The 18,984-nt window shown below is 68.1% G+C and carries 13 protein-coding genes; 10 read left to right on the top strand and 3 right to left on the bottom strand.

From position 1 onward, the window contains the following. The first annotated feature begins 91 nt into the window (after positions 1–91). The 3 genes from dnaA (at position 92) to ENSA7_RS36820 (ending at position 4,581) form a co-directional block, all read left to right on the top strand. The gene (dnaA, locus tag ENSA7_RS36830) at positions 92–1,471 is read left to right on the top strand and encodes a chromosomal replication initiator protein DnaA (protein ID WP_106094117.1); all 1,380 of its coding nucleotides are present in this window, start codon (positions 92–94) and stop codon (positions 1,469–1,471) included. A gap of 87 nt (positions 1,472–1,558) precedes the next feature. Then, the gene (locus ENSA7_RS36825) at positions 1,559–2,812 is read left to right on the top strand and encodes a GAK system CofD-like protein (RefSeq protein WP_106094116.1); all 1,254 of its coding nucleotides are present in this window, start codon (positions 1,559–1,561) and stop codon (positions 2,810–2,812) included. Between the two features lie 77 nt (positions 2,813–2,889). Beyond that, entirely contained in the window at positions 2,890–4,581 is a 1,692-nt protein-coding gene (locus ENSA7_RS36820; protein WP_106094115.1) for an ATP-binding cassette domain-containing protein, read from the top strand. Here the strand turns inward: ENSA7_RS36820 and ENSA7_RS36815 are convergent. The 3 genes from ENSA7_RS36815 to ENSA7_RS36805 form a co-directional block, all read right to left on the bottom strand. Further along, positions 4,566–5,963, bottom strand: a complete 1,398-nt coding sequence (locus tag ENSA7_RS36815) for a class I SAM-dependent RNA methyltransferase (protein WP_106094114.1) — start codon at positions 5,961–5,963, stop codon at positions 4,566–4,568. The two genes, ENSA7_RS36820 and ENSA7_RS36815, sit on opposite strands and share 16 nt — an antisense overlap. A gap of 2 nt (positions 5,964–5,965) precedes the next feature. Next, positions 5,966–7,300, bottom strand: coding sequence for a 3-phosphoshikimate 1-carboxyvinyltransferase (gene aroA, locus ENSA7_RS36810; RefSeq protein WP_181234467.1), 1,335 nt, complete (start codon positions 7,298–7,300; stop codon positions 5,966–5,968). A gap of 65 nt (positions 7,301–7,365) precedes the next feature. After that, positions 7,366–8,202 carry an OST-HTH/LOTUS domain-containing protein gene (locus ENSA7_RS36805; RefSeq protein WP_106094112.1) on the bottom strand — a complete coding sequence of 279 codons (837 nt, stop codon included), beginning with the start codon at positions 8,200–8,202 and terminating at the stop codon, positions 7,366–7,368. A gap of 310 nt (positions 8,203–8,512) precedes the next feature. Here ENSA7_RS36805 and ENSA7_RS36800 point away from each other — a divergent pair, with 310 nt between their 5' ends. The 7 genes from ENSA7_RS36800 to ENSA7_RS36770 all read left to right on the top strand — a co-directional run. Next, positions 8,513–9,613 carry an STAS-like domain-containing protein gene (locus ENSA7_RS36800; protein WP_106094111.1) on the top strand — a complete coding sequence of 367 codons (1,101 nt, stop codon included), beginning with the start codon at positions 8,513–8,515 and terminating at the stop codon, positions 9,611–9,613. 98 nt (positions 9,614–9,711) lie between these two features. Next, complete coding sequence (locus ENSA7_RS36795; RefSeq protein WP_146158569.1) at positions 9,712–11,079, top strand: DUF4215 domain-containing protein; 1,368 nt, start codon at positions 9,712–9,714, stop codon at positions 11,077–11,079. 392 nt (positions 11,080–11,471) lie between these two features. Then, positions 11,472–13,202: a 2,3-epoxybenzoyl-CoA dihydrolase gene (gene boxC / locus ENSA7_RS36790; RefSeq protein ID WP_106094109.1), complete on the top strand. Its 1,731-nt coding sequence runs from the start codon at positions 11,472–11,474 to the stop codon at positions 13,200–13,202. A gap of 24 nt (positions 13,203–13,226) precedes the next feature. Beyond that, positions 13,227–14,654 (top strand): benzoyl-CoA 2,3-epoxidase subunit BoxB, encoded by a 1,428-nt coding sequence (gene boxB, locus ENSA7_RS36785; RefSeq protein WP_106094108.1) that lies wholly within the window; start codon positions 13,227–13,229, stop codon positions 14,652–14,654. Positions 14,655–14,785: 131 nt separating this feature from the next. Then, the gene (locus ENSA7_RS36780; protein ID WP_106094107.1) at positions 14,786–16,588 is read left to right on the top strand and encodes a DUF885 domain-containing protein; all 1,803 of its coding nucleotides are present in this window, start codon (positions 14,786–14,788) and stop codon (positions 16,586–16,588) included. A 308-nt stretch (positions 16,589–16,896) separates the two neighbouring features. Next, positions 16,897–18,021, top strand: coding sequence for a DNA polymerase III subunit beta (gene dnaN / locus ENSA7_RS36775; RefSeq protein ID WP_106094106.1), 1,125 nt, complete (start codon positions 16,897–16,899; stop codon positions 18,019–18,021). A 296-nt stretch (positions 18,022–18,317) separates the two neighbouring features. Beyond that, a partial coding sequence (locus tag ENSA7_RS36770) for a DNA replication/repair protein RecF (protein WP_372237582.1) occupies positions 18,318–18,984 on the top strand: 667 nt, incomplete at its 3' end.

Raw genomic sequence — 18,984 nt, 5'->3', positions numbered from 1 at the left:
GACGGGGCGCTTCAGCCTCGGAAATTGCTCAATGATTTCAAGCAATTCCAAGTTATCCACAGGCTGCTGAGTAGCTGTGGACAGGAGGATCATGGCGGATATTTGGAGCGAAGCACTGCACGGGCTGGAACCCCGACTGGACCGGCAGACCTTCGACATGTGGCTACGACCGATCCGCCTCGCGAGCGTCGACGGCGACCTCCTGCAGCTTCGCGCCCCCAACCGCTTCCTCAAAGAGTGGTTTGAGACCCACTACCTGGACCTCGCGCTGGACGAGCTCGAGTCGCGGCACGAGCGCAAATTCAAGGTTGCGATCGAGGTGGTCGAGGAGCCGCCGCCGGCGCCCGAGCGTGCGGCACCCGAGCTCGCCCGACCCCACCTCGAGGTCGTCGTGGATCATCCCGCGACCCGCCCGACGGGGAGCCCGCCGCGCCCCGGTGGGCCACCGCGCGGTCTGCATCCGCGCTACCGGTTCGACTCCTTCATCAAGGGCGGCTGCAACGAGCTCGCGGCGTCCGCAGCGATGGCCGCCGCCGACGAGCCCGGCACCCGCTTCAACCCGCTGTTCATCTATGGCGGCGTCGGGCTCGGCAAGACGCACCTGCTGCACGGGGTCGGCTACGAGCTGTATCGCAAGGACCCCAACCTGCGGATCGTGTACCTGAGCGCCGAGCAGTTCATGAACGAGTTCGTGACCGCGGTGCGCAACAACGAGTTTGACCAGTTCCGCGCCCGGTATCGGCGTGACTGCGACTGCCTGCTGATCGACGACATCCAGTTCATCTCCGGCCGGGATCGCACGATGGACGAGTTCTTCCACGTGTTCAACGCGCTGTACGAGGCCGGCAAGCAGATCGTGGTCACCGCTGATCGGGTGCCCGCCGACATGGCCGGCATGGAGGAGCGCCTGACCTCGCGGCTCAACTGGGGCCTGGTCGCCGACGTCCAGCCGCCGGATCTCGAGACCCGGATCGCAATCATCCAGACCAAGGCAGCCCGCGATGACCTCGAGCTCTCGCCCCAGGTCGCGCTGAGCATCGCCGAGCTGGTCCGCTCCAACGTCCGCGAGCTCGAGGGCGCGCTGCTGCGAGTCACCGCGTTTGCCCAGCTGCGCGGGGTCGAGATCGACGCCGAGTTCGTCCGCTCCGTGCTCGGCAAGACCGTCACCGACAAGCCCCCGATCACGATCGAGGCGGTTCAGAAGGCCGTCGCCGCTTACTTTTCGGTCAAGATCAGCGAGCTCAAGGGCAAGCGCCGTCACCGGGGGATCTCGCGCCCCCGCATGATCGCCATGTACCTGTGCCGCCAGCTCACCGGCTCGAGCTTTCCCGAGATCGGCATGCGCTTTGGGGGCAAGGATCACTCGACGGTGATCAACGCCTGCAAGCGGATCGAGGCGCTGGCCCAAGCCGACGAAGATCTGCACGCGGCGGTCGAGTCGCTCCGCGGGCAGCTCGGCTTGCTCTCGTGACTGCCCCGCGGCCGTGAGAGGGCCGGGAAGTGGCGAGGGCGGTGTTGTTGAGGTAACGCTGGCGTGTCACCCGCACGCCGTACGCCCATGCAGGACCCCTCTCGCGCTGATCAGAAGACGCCGCCCTCGATCTCCAAGGGCCGCCGCCAGCAGATCACGCTGACGCAGACGCGCCAGGTGCCCAGCCCGCTCCGCCTGGCCCGCTATCAGCGGGCGCCCGAGATCGGGCCGAAGATCCTGTTCTTCTCGGGTGGATCTGCGCTGCGCAAGACCAGTCGGGTGCTGACCGAGTACACCCACAACTCGGTCCACCTGATCACGCCGTTCGACTCGGGCGGGAGCTCGGCCAAGCTGCGCGACGCGTTCCCGATGATCTCGGTCGGCGACCTGCGCAACCGGCTGATGGCGCTGGCCGACACCCGCCTGCTCGGCCACCCCGAGGTCTACCAGCTGTTCGACACCCGACTGGTCGACCACGACGACCAAGCGCTGCTGCGGGCTCGGCTCGACACGATGGTCAGCGGCCAAGACCCGCTGGTCGCCGCGGTGCCGATGCCGCTGCGCAAGCTGATCCGCAACCACCTCGGGTACTTCCGCGAGCACATGCCGTCGAGCTTCGACCTGCGGGGGGCCAGCGTCGGCAACCTGATCCTCGCGGGTGGCTACCTCAACAACCGCAGTGACATCGACGCGGTGATCTTCCTGTTCTCGAAGCTGGTCGCGGTCCGCGGGATCGTGCGGCCCGTGGTCGACAGCAACCTGCACCTGTGCGCGCAGCTCGAAGACGGCACGCTCGTCGCCGGGCAGCACGAGATCACCAGCCGCCAGACCCCGCTGTCGGCCCCGATCCGCGCGCTGCGCTTGACCGAGGCGATCGACGAGCTCGGGGGGCCCGAAGCCGTGGCCGAGATCGACGATCGCACGACCCAGCTGATCGACGAGGCCGAGCTGATCTGCTTTCCGATCGGCAGCTTCTGGACCTCCGTCATGGCCTGCCTGCTGCCCCGGGGCGTCGGCGCCGCCGTGGCCCGCGCTGGCTGTCCCAAGGTCTACGTGCCCAATTGCGGCGACGACCCCGAGGAGCTGGGGCTCGCCCCCCACGATCAGGTTCGCGTGCTGCTCGAGCAGCTGCGCCGCGACGCGGGCGAGGACACGCCGACCGAGCTGCTGCTCCACTTCGTGCTCGTCGACAGCGAGCGGGGCGAGTACGCGGGCGGCCTCGACGTCGACGCGATCGAGGCTCACGGCGTGGAGGTCATCGACACGCCGCTGATCAACGACGAGACGGCCCCCTTGCTCGAGCCGCGCAGGCTCGTCGAGCTGTTGTTGTCGCTGATCTGAGCCGGGCCTGCCTCGGCGCGACCCAGCGAGTCGCGGTCCAGCGAGCCGCGGCCCCGCCGGGGTAAAACAACGGCGTCATGGTCGCTCCGTCATCCACCGCGCCCCGCGACCCCCGGGTGTTGCTCGAGGCTCGCGGCCTGGAGATCGATCGTCCCGACGGCGCGCCGCTGCTGCGCGACGTCGAGCTCGAGCTGCGCGAGGGTGAGATCGTCGCGTTGCTCGGCGGCAGCGGGGCCGGCAAGTCGACGCTGGTCAGCGCGCTGCACAACCGCGCGGCCCTCGACGCCGCCGGGTTCTCGGTCAGGGCGCAGCTGCTCGAGCGCCACGCCGGGGTCGGCATCGTGCCGCAGCGGGGCGCCCTCTTCGATCACCTGGACGTCGCCGGCAACCTGGCGCTGGCGATGCGCAACGCCGACCCCCCGCGCGAGGTCACGGCCGGGGCGCTGCAAGACTCACTGGCGAGCGTGGATCTGCCCAAGGACTGGGCCGGCGGGGAAGCGCGCGAGGTCGGGCGACTGTCGGGCGGCGAGGCCCAGCGGCTCGCGGTCGCGCGCACGCTCGCGGGTGGGCGGCGGATCTTGTTCCTGGACGAGCCCTCGGTCGGCCTGGATCCGCTGCGCGTCGAGATGCTCGCGGATCTGCTGCGCGCGGAGATCCTCGAGCGCAGGGCGGCCGCGCTGGTGATCACCCACGAGCTCGAGTTCGCGGCTGGGTTCGCGGATCGGTTTTGGTTCATGGATCGCGTCGAACACCGGATCATCGAGCTCGATCCCCTGGCCGAGGTCGGGTTCGGCGAGCGTCCGAGCGCGCGCAAGCAGCTGAGCGAAGCCAAGCGGCCGCGGGCGCTGCGTCGGCAGGTGGCCGCGGGGATCGGGGATCAGATGATCGCTCGGCTCACCGAGGATCAGGATCCGCAAGCGATCGGGACCCCGCGAGGCTTGGTCGCGCGCGTGGCTGCGGGCCTGGGTCGTGCGGCCAAGCGAGTGGCTGCGACCGCGTTCGGCGGGCTCGAGATCGGCCCGCGCGTGGCCGCCAACGCTCTGCGGGCGCTGCTGCGTCCGCGCGACTTCCTCGAGGTGATCGGCCCGGTGCTCAAGCAGGCGCTGTGGCGGCCGGCGGCGTTCTTCTCGATCGTCTCGCTGCTGATCGGGTTCACGCTGCTGTACATCTTGCACCGCTCGATCGGCGGGGGCGAGCTACCGATCCGGCCCGAGCGGGTGTTCTCGCTGATCGGCTCGATGCACGTGATCGCCCTCGCGCCGCCGCTGTCGGGGATCTTGTTCGCCGCGACCTCGGCCAACGGCGTGGTCGCCTGGCTCGGGGGCATGTCGCTGACCCGGCAGACCACCGCGCTCGAGGCCCTGGGGATCAGCAAGGCCCGGTATCTGTGGGTCCCCGCGTGGCTGGGGCTGGCGGGCTCGTACCTGGTCATGGCCGCGCTGTTCACCCTGGGCATGCTGGTCGGGGGCGCGCTGTACCTCGAGCTGCGGGTGCCCGAGCTGGGCGGGGGCTGGGCATTCGCGTGGGAGCTGCTGACCGCAGACATCGTGGATCCGCCGCCCGAGCGCGCGGTGTTTCGCCTGCGCGCGCTGGGGCTGTGTTGCGTGTACGCGCTGGGGATCGCCGGGGACGCGATCGCCAAGGGCTCACGAGAGAAGCGCTCGGCCGAAGACGTGACCGTGGCGATGGTCCGCAGCGTGATGGTTGCGACGCTGTGGATCGTGGCGCTGGAGCTTGGCTCGTTGGTGTTGATCTACGCGGGTGATTGAGGGCGGCGCGACAGCCAGGCGACCAGCTCGAGGTGGGCCGTCTGCGGGAGCGTGTCGTAGCCGCGCAGGGCGACCAGCTCGTAGTCGGGGCGCAGCCGGTCGAGGTCCGCGGCCAAGCTCTGCGGGCTACAGCTCATCAGATGCACGCGGGGCGCAGCGAGCTCGCGCAGGGACGCACACACGGACTCGCCCAGCCCAGCGCGAGGGGGATTGGCGACGACCAACGCGGGCGTTGGACTCGCGGCGTCGAGCCACGCACGCGCGAAGTCCTCGACGGTCTGGGGCTCGATGCCCAAGCGCGCGGCGGACTCGGGGTACGACTCGCAGGGGATCACTCGCTCGAACCGCTCACGCAGCAAGCGGGAGGTCACGCCTGCGCCAGCGTAGAGATCGAACGCCAGCTCAGCGGGTGGCGGGGGTTGGCCGTTGGGCAGCGCGACGAGATCGCGGTAGGCGAGCGCGGCGACCTCTGGGTTGGGCTGCAAGAACCCGAGCGGCCCGAGCTCGAGACCTGCGTCGAGATCCAGCTGCGCGAGCCCGGCGATCGCCTGCGGAGCGCCGCCGCGGATCGCGTTGCCCGAGCTCGACTGCACGCTGCAGGCGACCCCGTCGGCGATCCCGAGCTCGTGCAGACGCGGCCCGAGCTCGCGCGCGGCCCGACTGGACTCGGCCCCGCAGATCAGCGTGAGCAGTAGCTGGGTGCCGTTGGTCTTGGCCCACACGTAGCGCAGATCCCCCCCAGCTTCGCCCCACGGCTCGATGCCAAGCTCGTTGGCCAGCAGCTCGAGCGCGTCGAAGCCGTCGCGGATCCGGGGATGATCGACCAGACAGCCGCGCATGTCGGCGATGTGATCCCCGCGACGCTTGCCGGCCGCGCGGCTGCCCAGCCGCAGCCGGCCGGGCTCGCCTCCGACGACGCGCTTGCTCGACCAGCGATAGTCGAACTCGGCGCCGCCGATGATCCCGCCGATGATCCCGTCAGGACCGTCGAGCTCGAGGCCGTACTCGCGCAGGATCCACGCCCGCTTGGCCTCGCGCTGCGCGTCGAGCTCCAGGCCCATCAACGGGCAGCCGCCGCAGCTCGGCTTGGGTCGACGATCCCCCGGGGCGCGCTGGTGCTGCTCGTGGCGTGAACACGGCGGCTCGCGCCGGCTCGGACTCGCGCGCAGGAGCTCGTGCACGCGGCCGTGCGCGCGCAGGGCATGACGGGCGAGCGCTTCGATGCGGACGCTCGCCCGCTCGCCGGGGAACAGGCCGGGGACCAGCAGCGCCCGCTCGTCAGCGCCCGCCTCGAGCGTCGCCAGGCCCTGGCCACGATCGTCGATCCCGGTCGCGTCGACCTCGATCAGCTCACCGACTTTTGGCATTCCGTTCATGTTCATCGTCACTGCGTCACCGGAAATCCGAGCTGCGCGAGGACCTCGAAGTAGCGCGGGAAGGTCTTGTCGACGCAGCGTGGGTCGTTGATCTGAACCTCGCCGACCATGGCGAACGCCATCGCCATGCGGTGATCCAGGTAGGTGTCAATTGCGACCCCGCGGCGCGGTCCGTTGGCCGGCGGCTCGATGTCCAGGCCGTCTTCATGCTCGACAACTTCGGCGCCAAGCTTGCGCAGCTCGGTCGCGCCCGCGGCCAGGCGATCGCTCTCGTGGTGACGCAGGACCTCGACGCCGCGGATCCGCGTGGGGCCGGCTGCGAACAGCGCGAGCACGGCCGCCGTCAGCGTCATGTCGGGCATGTCGGTGAGATCCAGCTGCTGCCCGCGCAGGGCAGCGCCGCCGCGCACCGTGGTCGAGTCGGGCGTCTGCTCGACGCTCGCGCCGAACCGCTCGAGCACCCGGCAAAACGCGGCGTCGCCCTGCAAGCTGGCGCTGCCGAGCTCGGGGATCGTGACCTCGCCGCCCCAGATCAGCGGCAGCGTGAGCAGGTAGCTCGCCGCCGACGCGTCGGGCTCGACCACGTAGCGCGGGCAGCCCTGCAGCTCGCGCGGCTCGACCACCAGCGTCGTGCCGTCGTTTGACCAGGTTGCGCTGCCGCCGAACGACTCGATCACCGCGAGCGTCATGTCGACGTAGGGCCGGGCCGGGGTGCCCTCGCGCAGCTCGATCGACACGGGACCCAGCGCGCTGCAGCCGGCGATCAACAGGGCTGACACGAACTGTGAGGAGGCTGGCCGCTCGAGGATGATCCGCCCGCCGCTCAGCCCCCGACCGCCCAGCACCCGCACGGGCAGCGCACCCGGGACCCCGCGCCACTCGAACCGCGCGCCCAGCTCGGTCAGCGCCGACAGCAGGGTGTCCATCGGTCGCTCGCGCATCCGCGGGCTGCCGTCGACGATCACCGCGTCCCAGGCAGGCTCGCGCGCGCCAGCCAGCGCCGCCGTCAGGAACCGCGCGACCGTGCCGGCCGTGCCGACGTTCAAGGTTGGCTCGCCCGTTGCGACGCCGACCCGCGGATCCCCGCTGAGCTCGAGCCCGTCGGCGATCTGCGGGCCCGTGCGGTGCACCTTCACGCCCAGCTGGTCCAGGCAGCCGAGCATCAGCACCGTGTCGTCGGCGTCGAGACAGCCGTGGATCCGCGTGGGTCCCCGGGCGATCGCGGCCAGCAGCAGCGCGCGGTTGCTGAGGCTCTTGGAGCCGGGTGGTCGCAGCGTCGCGTGGATCGGTCCGGGCGGTCGGCCGATCTTGGCCACGCTGCGCAGGTCGAGGGTCTCGCTCACGGGCGCAGGATACTCGGCTTGCCTCGGAGTCGAACGCAGGCCCGTGGCGGTCCGTTCCCGGCGCTCTAGCGACGCTTGGCCAGGAGTAGACGCGCTGGTACCGGCCACTGGCCGAGCTCGGCGAGGGTCATCTCGTCGATCGCAGCCTTCAGAAAGGCCCGGAGCTGATGCTCATCCATCTCGAACGTGCGAACCGTGTCCAGCGCCGCTGGGACTACTGCGCCGGCTGCCGTGTTCGAGTGCTTGAACAAGTTGGCGACCGGCACGCCGTGCTCACTCACCCAAGCTCGGAGTTCCCCTTCGACAGCTTGGCGCAGATAACGAAACCAGGCGTGCCGTAGGCCGAGCCGTTGCAGCTCCTGGAGCAGCTGTTTATAGGGCCGCTGCTCGAAGCTCCAGCCGCTTCCGATCGCCAAGAGCGCGGCACGTGTCTCGTCTTCCTTGCCCTCCGCGAACGACTGCAACAGCTCGAGTTGTCGCGCGCCATCAAAGCGTGGCATTTCGAGGTAGCGCTCCCTCTCGTCTGCCACTTTGTGCGCGTCTGTTTCGACGTGAACGCAATCGGCCAGATCCAGCCAGCCCTGACGAGATTGGTCGATGTCCACACACGCGTTCCAGATAGCCTCTGCGATCTCGAAATCCTCATGATGCACGCTGGCTGGCTGTACGACGTCGCCGAAGATGAACCAGCGATCCTCCGATTTTTGACCGAAGCGGAGCACGCCAATATCTTTGGCTGCGCTGAGCAGTTCGGTGAAGCTGGGGTACCCGTAGCTCTCTGCCGTGAAACGAGGCAACTTGCGGCGAATGTGCAAACCGAGCTCCGAGAGGTGGATCTCCTGCTTGCCCAGCTCATCCACAAGCGACCGGAGTGCGGCATGAAAGTCGGAGAGAGATGCCATGGGACCACAGTCCCAGCGCGAGTCGGGACCGAAAATAAAGGCAGAGATTAACCTCTGCCTTTGAGATGATCAGCTGTCGCTGTCTGACATCCTGCGAGTAAAACTCACCGATGCCTCCGCTGAAGGGGTACTCCGCGGTTCCTGCCAGTCTGTCCCATGGTAAGTAGGATGTCAAACCATGCTGACACTCACAGTCGGGCGTACGATGCGCCTCGCGCCCACCGTCGCCGGTCCCCCGGAAGGTTGGCATCTGGATGGGCTTGATCCCAACCCCCGATCGATTTGCGTCCGCTGCGCCGAGCCCCCTCTCATGTTCGCGGAACCCATCGCTGTTGCGATGCTCGGCGCATGGGCCACCTATCAGCGTGAACTCGGTCGCGACATCATCATCGACCGCAGCCTTCAGAGCCCCATCGCCTTCCGGTCCGGCCTGCTCTCCGCCCTCGCGGGTCGAACCAAGGGTGGGTCCACGACCAGCCTGTTCTTCCGGTTGTGCACCGAGCAGGAGACTCAAGACAAGTTGGGCAGCTTTGTGGAAGCGATCTTGAAGACCACACCGGAGGCAGAACGGATCGCTCACTACTGTCTCGCCGATCTTGCTCAAAACGTGTTCGATCATGCCCGTACCGGGGGACAAGGCGCGTTCTGTGCCGTATCCCTCGACAAGCGAACAAGTCGTGTCCGCCTCGCGGTCGCAGATTGCGGTCAAGGCATCCCCGCCACGATCAAGCCCCACTACGAGGGCGACCTCGACGACCTCGACTCGCTGCTGCTCGCGCTAGAGCCCGAACTCTCTGGCAACTCGGCCCGAGACGGAGTTAACCGCGGCGTGGGCTTGTACTTCGTGCGACGACTCGCTCTGGCCGCCTCCGGTGGTTTCTGTGCGATCACGGAGGGACTGTCCGCTCGAGCATCGGCTCGCAACCCGTCCGACTTCACTCCAAAGTTCACCTCGCTGCGTCATCGCTGGCAGGGTACAGCCGTCGCCGTTACCTTCAATGCCATCGGCTCTGAGTACTCCGGTCCAATGCAAGCCATCAAGGATGAGATCGAGGGACGCGGTCCCCGGTACGCCGACATACGATTTTTTAGGAAGTCAGCAAACGCACCCGACTGGCATCGCGTCGAGATCAAGTGCGACAGAGGCAAATTCGCGCTCGACCGCGAGCGAGCCATCGCTATCGCCCAAGATCAAGTTCTCCCGTTGCTCCGCCGAGGCGTCAAGGTCGAACTCGACTTCACCGGTGTCGCCAAAGCAACCCAGGCTTTTTGCCACGCACTCATCGTGCCGCTGGTTCGCGGCGGCGGTGACGACGTGCTCGGGCGTCTGCACTTCGTGGGATGCTCCGCCCGCACCCGCTCCCCGATCTGCTTTGCCGTAAATTATGCCACCGCAGAGGACGACATCTGAGCCATTCGGCACTCGCTGCTGGCCGCGCTCCATCGCGGGTCCCACGCTGTGCATAAACCCCTTGGTTCGCCCGCCCCGACGGGTCGACAATGGCCGCCATGCGCTTCGAGTTGCTCCCCATCGTTAGCCTCTCCACTGCACTTAGCCTGACCACGCTCGCCGCCTGCACCACCGACGCGGGCGACGGGGCGTTCTCGTTCACCACCAACGCGACCACCCCCGGCGACGGCGACGGAGACGCGCAGGAGACCGGCACCTCGACCGGGGATGGGGACGGCGACGGCGACGGCGACGGCGACTGCGGAGACGGCGTCGTCCAGCAGGGCGAAGAGTGCGACCTGGGCCCGCAAAATTCCGAGTCCGGTCAGTGCACGCCGAACTGCTTCATCGCCGCGTGCGGGGACGGCTTCGTGTACGAGGGCTTCGAGGACTGCGACGACGGCAACAGCGTCAACACCGACGCGTGCGTGACCGGCTGCAAGCTGGCCAGCTGCGGGGACGGCTTCGTGCACGAGGGCGTCGAGATGTGTGACGACGGCAACGACGACGACGCGGACGGCTGCAACGCGATGTGCCTGCCGGGCTCGTGCGGCGACGGGATCGTGCAGGCCGGTGAGCAATGCGACGACGGCAACGCGGACATCAGCGACGAGTGCCCCGCGTGCGAGCTCGCGTTTTGTGGCGACGGCTTTACGCAGGCCGGGGTCGAGGCGTGTGACGACGGCAACATGAGCAGCAACGACGCCTGCACCCATCCGTTTTGCGAGCCCAACGTGTGCGGCGACGGGATCATCTACGAGGGCATGGAGGCGTGCGACGACGGCAACGACATCGACGGTGACGCGTGCACGCTCGAGTGCGCGACCGCGGTGTGTGGCGACGGCATCAAGCATGTCGGCGTCGAAGAGTGCGACGACGGCAACGAGGTCGACGACGACACCTGCACCAACAGCTGCGAGTACGGCGTGCTCGCGTGCATGGGCGGCTCCGTGCAGATGTCGATCAGCCCCGGCAACGACATGATCGTCTGCGACGACCCCAACAACCTGACCTGCGAAGAGGACATGGAGACCTTGTGCCCGCCGGGCTGGGGCCTGTGCTCGTACCAGCAGTTCGTCGCCCGCAACGACGGCTGGAACTACCCGGTCGGCAACGGGACCGTGGTCGTCGCCGAGATCTACTGCCGAAACGGCAGCGGCGCCGGCCACTTCACGATCGGCCCCTACGGCAACCCCGGGACCCTCGCCACCGACATCGCGCTCAACTGCGGCTACGGCAGCTCGCGCGAGTCGTGCGTGTCCAACTACGGCTGCAACGAACAGCAGGTCCAGGCGCTGTGCTGCGCACCGACCAACTCGTGCGGCAACGGCATCGTCGACAACATGGAAGAGCAGTGCGACGACGGCAACCAGAACGAGGGCGACGCCTGCCTCAACAACTGCACCAACCGATCCCCAGGATGCTGAGTCGCGCGTGACCCAGGAGCCGGACTCTAGGGAAGGGGCCTGAGCGCTGGTCGGGATGACTCGACCCCCGGCGAGCGCGATTTTCGGTGTGGTCTCACACGAACGCTCCGGGACCGTCGCGCGGACCCACGCTCGTGAGCGAGCTACCGTGCGATTTCTCGATCGGCGACTCACGACCCCGGCGCGGTCGTTGGTGCGGCGCGGCGACCGACACCACACAGACCCGCACGATGCCCACGAGCCGCCGCGCGAACGCGAAAGCACAGCTCGAGCGCGGATCGCTAAACAGGCAAATACCCGTGTGTACTCGCACGAATTCAGCGTTCTATCGTGCGACGCCGCACGCGGGCCTCCAGCCCTGAATCCCCGACTGGCTGCTATTTTCCATCCACATGGGTGACGGTGCAGCGCAGACCGTACAGGTCGAGTTCGAGAAGGACCCTTCCTCCTATAAGCACTGGAGGGTCGAGTACGACGGCGGGATCGCCAAGGTCATCATGGACGTGGACCCCGACGGCGGTCTGGTCCCGGGCTACGAGCTCAAGCTCAACAGCTACGACCTCGGCGTCGACATCGAGCTCGCGGACATCGTCCGGCGCATGCGCTTCGAGCATCCCGAGGTCCGCACGGTGCTGCTCTCGTCGGGCAACGACCGGGCCTTTTGTGCCGGAGCCAACATCACGATGCTCGGTCAGAGCTCGCACGCGTGGAAGGTGAACTTCTGCAAGTTCACCAACGAGACCCGCTGCGAGCTCGAGGACGCGACCCACAACAGCGCGCAGATCTACGTCGCGGCCTGCAACGGCACCACCGCGGGCGGTGGCTACGAGCTCGCGCTGGCCTGTAAAGAGATCTACCTGCAAGACGACGGCAACTCGGCGGTCAGCCTGCCCGAGGTGCCGCTGCTCGGCGTGCTGCCGGGCACGGGCGGGCTCACCCGCCTGGTCGACAAGCGCAAGATCCGACGCGACCTCGCCGACGTGTTCTCGACCACCGCCGAGGGCGTCCGCGGCAGCAAGGCCGTCAAGTGGAACCTGGTCGACGGGGTGTTCCCGCGCTCGAAGTTCGACGCGAAGCTGCAGGCCCGGGCCGCCGAGCTGGCCGCCGAAGCCACCGCGCAGATCAACGCCCAGGACGGCGACACGCCGCGCCAGGGCGTCGCGCTCGGCCGCCTGCAGATCGAGCTGAGCGGCGACGGGACGACCACCAGTCGCCAGTACACCTGCGTGAAGCTCGAGTGCGACACGAACACCCGGATCGCCACCCTGAAGGTCCGCGGCCCGAGCGAGGCCGACCTCGCGCTGGTCCGCGAGGGCCCGGCGGCGATCCACGCCGCGGGCGACTCGGTCTGGGCGCTGCGTGCCTACCGTGAGCTCGACGACGCGCTGCTGCAGCTGCGCGTCAACCACATCGGGATCGGGCTGGTCCTCGTCGAGGTCGAGTGCGACGTCGCGCGCACGATCGCCTACGACCAGGCGCTGCTCGACGCGGGGGACCCCGCCAAGCACCCCGGGTCACAGGCCTGGTTCACCCGCGAGATCGTGTTCTTCATGGCCCGCACGCTGCGGCGCATGGATCTGACCAGCCGCTCGTTCTTTGCGATCGGCGCGGCCGGGACCGGCTGGGGCGGCAACCTGCTCGAGCTCGCGCTGGCCAGCGATCGCTTCTACCTCCTCGATGATCCCGACAGCCCGGTCCAGGTCGGCGCCAGCGAGATCAACTGGGGCCCGCTGGCGATGAGCCACGGTCACCACCGCCTCGCGGTCCGGTTCATCGGTGAGCCAGACCAGCTCGAGGCCCTGCGCGGCATGAACGGTGAGGTCCTCGGGGCCGAGCAAGCCGACGAGGCCGGGCTCGTGACCATGCTGCTCGACGACATCGACTGGGACGACGACACCCGGGTCGCGATCGAAGAGCGCGTGAGCCTGTCTCCCGACGCACTGACGGGCATGGAGGCCAACCTGCGCTTCCCCGGCCCAGAAAATTGTGACTCCAAGATCTTCGCCCGGCTCACCGCCTGGCAAAACTGGATCTTCATTCGGCCCAACGCGACCGGGCCCGAGGGCGCACTCACGCTCTACGGTCGCCCGGAGCGCCCGCGCTTCGACTGGGAACGAGTCTAACCCTCGCGAGAAGGACACCAACTGATGACGGCAAGCACCTCAGTCGACCTCAACGCCAAGATCCCCAACAACGTCGGCCTCGCCGACGACACCAAGCTGCGACGCGCGCTCGAGCAGTGGCTGCCCAACTACCTCGAGTGGTGGAACGACATGGGCCCCTCGGACTTCGCCGACAAGCCGGTCTATCTGCGCACGGCGACCAGCGTCAGCACCGACGGCTGGGCGCACTACGACCACGTCCGCATGCCCGACTACCGCTGGGGCATCTTCTTGAACCCCCGCGAGGCCAGCACCTCGCAGATCCGCTGTGGCGACGACGCCGGCAAGCCGGCCTGGACGGAGGTCCCCGGTGAGTTCCGCAATTCCTTGCGGCGGATCATCGTGACCCAGGCCGACACCGAGCCCGCGTCGGTCGAGCAGCAGCGCCTGCTCGGGCACATGGCGCCCAGCCTCTACGACATGCGCAACCTGTTTCAGGTCAACGTCGAAGAGGGCCGGCACCTGTGGGCGATGGTCTACCTGCTCCACAAGCACTTCGGCCGCGACGGCCGCGACGAGGCCGACGAGCTGCTCAACCGGCGCTCGGGCGACGTCGACAAGCCGCGGATCCTCGGCGCCTTCAACCAGCCCTGCGATCACTGGCTCAGCTTCTTCGCGTTTGCGATGTTCACGGATCGGGACGGCAAGTTTCAGCTGGCCGCGCTGGCCGAGTCGGGCTTCGACCCGCTCGCGCGCACGACCGAGTTCATGCTGACCGAAGAGGCCCACCACCTGTTCGTGGGCCAGACCGGCATGCAGCGGATCATCCAGCGCAGCGCGCAGCTGCAGAAGCTCGACCCCAACGGCGACGTCCGGGCCCAGGGCGGGATCGACTTCGATCTGATCCAGCGGACGATCAACTACTGGTTCACCTACAGCCTCGATCTGTTCGGCGGCGAGGTGTCCAACAACGCCGCTGACTTCTTTGGCTCGGGGCTCAAGGGCCGCTACCGCGAGATGAAGAAGTACGACGATCACAAGGCGATCGGCGGGACCTACCGGCTGCCCCACGTCGAGGGCGGCGTGCTGGTCGACAAGGACATCCCGCTGCGCAACGCCCTCAACGCGCTGCTCCGCGACGAGTACGTGGCCGACTGCGAGAAGGCCCTGCGCAAGTGGAACAAGGCGCTCGAGGCCGAGGGCTGCAGCGTCCGGCTCACGCTGCCGAGCACCCGCTTTCATCGCCACCAGGGCATCTACGCCGGCCACCTGTTCAACCCCGCGGGTGAGCTGATCAGCGAGCAGGAGTTCGAGGCCAACAAGCACCGCTGGCTGCTGGTGCCGGAAGACAACGACTACCTGATCTCGATCATGAAGCCGGTCTACGAGCCCGGGAAGTTCGCCAACTGGATCGCCCCGCCCGCGCGCGGGATCGAGGGCCAGCCGGCCGAGTTCGAGTACGTCAGGCTGTAGCGCGGGCTGTCGCGCGTGAGCCCCCCAGACGGGGGGCCACACATGTCCTCGCGGACCAGCGGCCCCCTCGGCTGCGGCAAGCTCGGCGACTCGATGTTGTCGGGCTTGTGACGTCGGCGTAGGGTCACCGCATGATCCGCAGTGCCCGCATGATCCGCGCGACGCTGGCGCTGTGTCCGGTAGTGCTTGCGGCGTGTGTGACGCGTCCGCGCGTCCAGGACACGCCGCCGCCGCCACCCGAGCCGACGATCACCCCAGAGCCCCCGGTCGAGCTCAGCGTCGACGCGCAGTTCTTCGAGACCGCCAGCCAGCTGCTCGACGACTACTTCGACGCCTACCCGCTGCGCGCGGTCACGCTCGGGCTGCACAAGTACGACGGCCGGGTCCGCGACTGCTCGGCGGACGGTCTCGCGGCCGAGATCAACCGGCTGAAGATCGCGCTGGAGTTGCTGCGCAGCTTCGAGCCGGCGGAGCTGGGTGCGCGCGCCCAGGTCGAGCAGGCCGCGCTGATCTCGACCTTCGATGGCGAGCTGTTCGAGCTCGAGGTCCGCCGCGCGCCGTGGCGCAACCCGATGTTCTACATGGCCGACGTCGAGCTCACGCCCTACATCAGCCGTAGCTACGCGCCCTTGTCCGCGCGCGCCCAGGCGGTCGGCGACGCCGCGCGGGCCGGCGTCACCCACCTCGAGCAGGCCCAGCTCAACCTCGAGGACTACCTGCCGCGCCCGTTCGTCGAGACCGCCCTGATGCAGGTCCGCGGCACGATCAGCTTCGTCGAGGTCGACGTCCCGCTCGCGCTTGGGGGGCTGAGCCAGGCCGACCAGGGCAAGCTCGACGAGGCTTTGGCTGCGCTCGCTTCGGCCCTGCGCGGCTACGAGGCGTTCTTGCTCGAGCGCCAGGGCAGCGCCACCGACGAGTTCGCGCTCGGCGCTGACGGGCTGCTGGAGATGCTCGCGCGCACCCAGGGGATCGAGCTGGATCTCGCAACCCTCACGCGCATGGCCGAGGCCGACCTGGACCGCAACCTCGCGCTCGTCGAGGCGGCGGCCAAGCAGATCGCGCCGCGCAAATCGGTCGCCCAGGTCATGGCGTCGGTGACCGCCGACAAGCCCGCGCCCGACCAGGTCCTGGCCGAGGCTACACAGCAGGCCGCAAGCGCCCGGCAGTTCCTGATCGACCACGAGCTCGTCACGATCCCGAATGCGGGCGCGGGCGCGGGCGCGGGCGCGGACGCGATCGTCGAGGTCGTCGAGACCCCGCCCTTCATGCGCTGGAACAGCGCGTTCCTCGACGCCGCCGGGCCGTTCGAGCAGACCTCGCTGCCCAGCTTCTACTACATCTCACCGCCGGATCCGGCCTGGCCGGCCGAGCAGCAGCGCACCTACATCCCCGGCCGCACCGACCTGCTGTTCATCACCGTCCACGAGGTCTGGCCCGGCCACTTCCTGCACAGCCTGCACGTCGCCCACAACGAGTCGCACATCCTTCAGTCGCTGTGGAACTTCACCACCGGCGAGGGATGGGCCCACTACACCGAGCAGATGATGTTGGAGCAGGGCCTGTCCGACGACCCTCGGGTCCAGCTCGGGCAGCTCCAGAACGCGCTGCTCCGCGACGTCCGGTTCATCGCCGCGCTGGGCCTCCACGCCCAGGGCATGAGCCTCGACACCGCGACCGAGCTGTTCGAGACCAAGGCGTTTCAAGACCCCGTCAACGCCCGTCAGCAGGCGGTGCGGGGCACCTTTGATCCGATGTACCTCGGCTACACCCTGGGCAAGCTGATGATCCTCGACCTCCGCGAGGCCTGGCTGCTCGAGCAGCGCGCCGCCGGAGCCGACGACTCGCTGCGGCGCTTCCACGACGACCTGCTCAGCCACGCAGCGGCCCCGCTCCCCGCGATCCGCAGCTCGATGCTGCGGTCGGGTGCAAAGTGAGTCAGCGCGCAGCGCTGGGTGCTCTCCACAGGCCGGGGAGAATTGTCGGGGGATGGCAGACCGCGCCGACCAACAGGGGACAACCGGGCGTTTCGTCCACTGTGATCCCCGCGAGATATCCAGCGAATTATGCAGTGAAATCAAGTTGTTATCCTGGTTACCCCCAAATCCACAGGACAGATCGAGATCGAGAGTTCTTTTAAAATTTTAACTACCTGATCACCTTGTCCCGCGCGGACAATCGAGTCGTCGCAACGCCCTCCCAACCGACCCGGCGGACTGGTACAACCCTGCGAGCAAGGACCCCGATGGAGTTTGAGATCGACCAAGCCCGCTTCTTGTCGGCGCTCACCCTGGCACAGACTGTCGCCGATCGGCGCAGCACGATGCCGGTGTTGGCCAACGTGCTGCTACGCGCGACCACCAACGACGAGCTCGTGTGCTGCGCGACCGACATGATGATCGCGCTGACCGAGACCGTGTCGTGCAAGGTCAGCGATCCAGGCAGCCTCACGCTCGGGGTTCGCCACTTGCACAACGTCGTGCGCACGCTCCCGTCGGGGGCGATCAAGGTCAAGAGCCTCGACAACTCGTGGGCGCAGCTGCTCGCCAGCCGCTCGGAGTTCAAGCTCATGGGCATGCCGGAGGGCGACTTCCCGGAGCTGCCCGATCCCGCTGGCGTCACGTTCACGGAGATCCCCAGCCACAAGTTCGTGGACCTGATCGACAAGACCCTGTTCTCGGTCTCCACCGACGAAGCCCGGGTCAACCTCAACGGCGCGCTGTTCGAGTCCGACGGCGCCCAGGCCACGATGGTCTCGACCGACGGCCACCGCCTGACCAAGTACAGCGTCCCGCTGCAGGGGCCGGCGCTGGCCAAGCCGATCATCATCCCGCGCAAGGGCATGGACGAGATCCGCAAGGTCCTCAATCGCGTCGAGGGCGACTGCAGGGTCGGCGTCTCGGATCAGTACCTGTTCGTCCAGGCCGAGTCGCTCACGCTCTCGGTCAAGCTCAACAACGTCACCTTCCCGCCGTGGCAGCAGGTCGTCCCCAAGGACTTCCAGCGTCGGGCCGGGATCGGCCGCGAGGAGCTGATGGGCGCGCTGCGTCAGGCGGCGGTCATCGCCCCCGAGAAGACCGCCACGGTCAAGCTGCAGCTCGACAAGGGCAACCTCGAGCTCCACGCCGACAACCCCGAGCTTGGGGCGATCAACCTGGATCTCCCGGTCGACTACGAGGGCAGCTCGCTGACCGCGGGCTTCAACGCGAACTACCTGATCGAGGCGCTCGGGGCCGTCCACACCGAGCGCATCTACCTCGACTTCCAAGGTGAGCTCGACCCATGCGTGCTGCGTCCAGCCCCCGACGAGGGCGAGGCCGCCGCGGAGGCCCCCGACTTCCTCGCGGTAGTCATGCCCATGCGGATTTAGTTATGACCCCCACAGACAGCTCGGGACTTCGCCGGTCGCTTCGCTCCTCGGGGTTGTTTGTTCGCGGGCGCATGTGTGGCCCCCTAGCAGGGGGCTCTTTTCTGCTCGGGCGAGGCGTCTGCCGGCGATGACCTCCACAGGCGTGGTGCACTCTGGGTTCGGTCAATCGTCTGACGCTCGCGGACTTTCGGAATTTCCGGGCTGAGCAGGTTGGTTCGGCGGCTGACCCAGTCGGGCAGGTCGGGCAGGTCGGGCAGGTCGGGCAGGTCGTCGAGTTTGGACCGCGGTTTACGGTCTTGTGGGGTCACAACGGGGCCGGCAAGACCAACATCCTCGAGGCGCTGTACCTGGTCTCGACCCTGCGCTCGTTTCGGACGGCGGACCTCAAGGCGATGTTGCGGCGCGGCTGCGAACACGCGCGCGTCGAGCTCGAGGCGTTCGACGACGAGCTTGGGCTGCCGACGCGGCTCGAAGTGCGGATCGATCGCCAGACTCGCTCGACGCGTCGCAGCGCGCGGGTCGACGGCAAGCTGGTTCGCTCGGCGGTCGACTTTTATGGCCGAATCCAGGCGGTGCTGTTCACCCCCGAGGATCTGGGGATCCTGCGTGGCTCGCCCAGCGCGCGGCGGCAGTTCTTGGACCGGGTCGTGTTCGCCCGCGAGCGCGCCCACATCGGCGATGTCCAAGTCTATGACAAGCTGCTGCGCTCGCGCAATCGGGTGCTCAAGGCTGAACCCGCGGACATGCGAGCGAGCGAGCGAGCGCGCCTGCTCGACACCTACGACCATGGGCTCGCCGACGTCGGCGCCCGGATCTGGACCCGGCGTGTCGAGCTCGTCGAGCAGCTGCGCCGGCCGTTCGCGGCCGCGTTCGCCCAGATCCACGATCGCGAGGCGCTGGCCAGCGGCAGCTTCGAGGCCGGGCTTCGCTACCTGAGTCGGGCCGACCCCGATGCCAGCCCCG

Source organism: Enhygromyxa salina (genome assembly GCF_002994635.1).
Lineage (GTDB): Bacteria > Myxococcota_A > Polyangia > Nannocystales > Nannocystaceae > Plesiocystis > Plesiocystis salina_B.
This window is presented reverse-complemented; position numbering and strand designations above follow the sequence as displayed.

Coding starts and splice junctions, on each gene's coding strand:
- ENSA7_RS36780 (WP_106094107.1), top strand. CDS start 14,786: ATGATCCGCAGTGCCCGCATGATCCGCGCGACGCTGGCGCTGTGTCCG.
- ENSA7_RS36815 (WP_106094114.1), bottom strand. CDS start 5,963: ATGAACATGAACGGAATGCCAAAAGTCGGTGAGCTGATCGAGGTCGAC.
- boxC (WP_106094109.1), top strand. CDS start 11,472: ATGGGTGACGGTGCAGCGCAGACCGTACAGGTCGAGTTCGAGAAGGAC.
- ENSA7_RS36795 (WP_146158569.1), top strand. CDS start 9,712: ATGCGCTTCGAGTTGCTCCCCATCGTTAGCCTCTCCACTGCACTTAGC.
- ENSA7_RS36800 (WP_106094111.1), top strand. CDS start 8,513: ATGTTCGCGGAACCCATCGCTGTTGCGATGCTCGGCGCATGGGCCACC.
- ENSA7_RS36805 (WP_106094112.1), bottom strand. CDS start 8,202: ATGGCATCTCTCTCCGACTTTCATGCCGCACTCCGGTCGCTTGTGGAT.
- boxB (WP_106094108.1), top strand. CDS start 13,227: ATGACGGCAAGCACCTCAGTCGACCTCAACGCCAAGATCCCCAACAAC.
- ENSA7_RS36825 (WP_106094116.1), top strand. CDS start 1,559: ATGCAGGACCCCTCTCGCGCTGATCAGAAGACGCCGCCCTCGATCTCC.
- ENSA7_RS36820 (WP_106094115.1), top strand. CDS start 2,890: ATGGTCGCTCCGTCATCCACCGCGCCCCGCGACCCCCGGGTGTTGCTC.
- dnaA (WP_106094117.1), top strand. CDS start 92: ATGGCGGATATTTGGAGCGAAGCACTGCACGGGCTGGAACCCCGACTG.
- dnaN (WP_106094106.1), top strand. CDS start 16,897: ATGGAGTTTGAGATCGACCAAGCCCGCTTCTTGTCGGCGCTCACCCTG.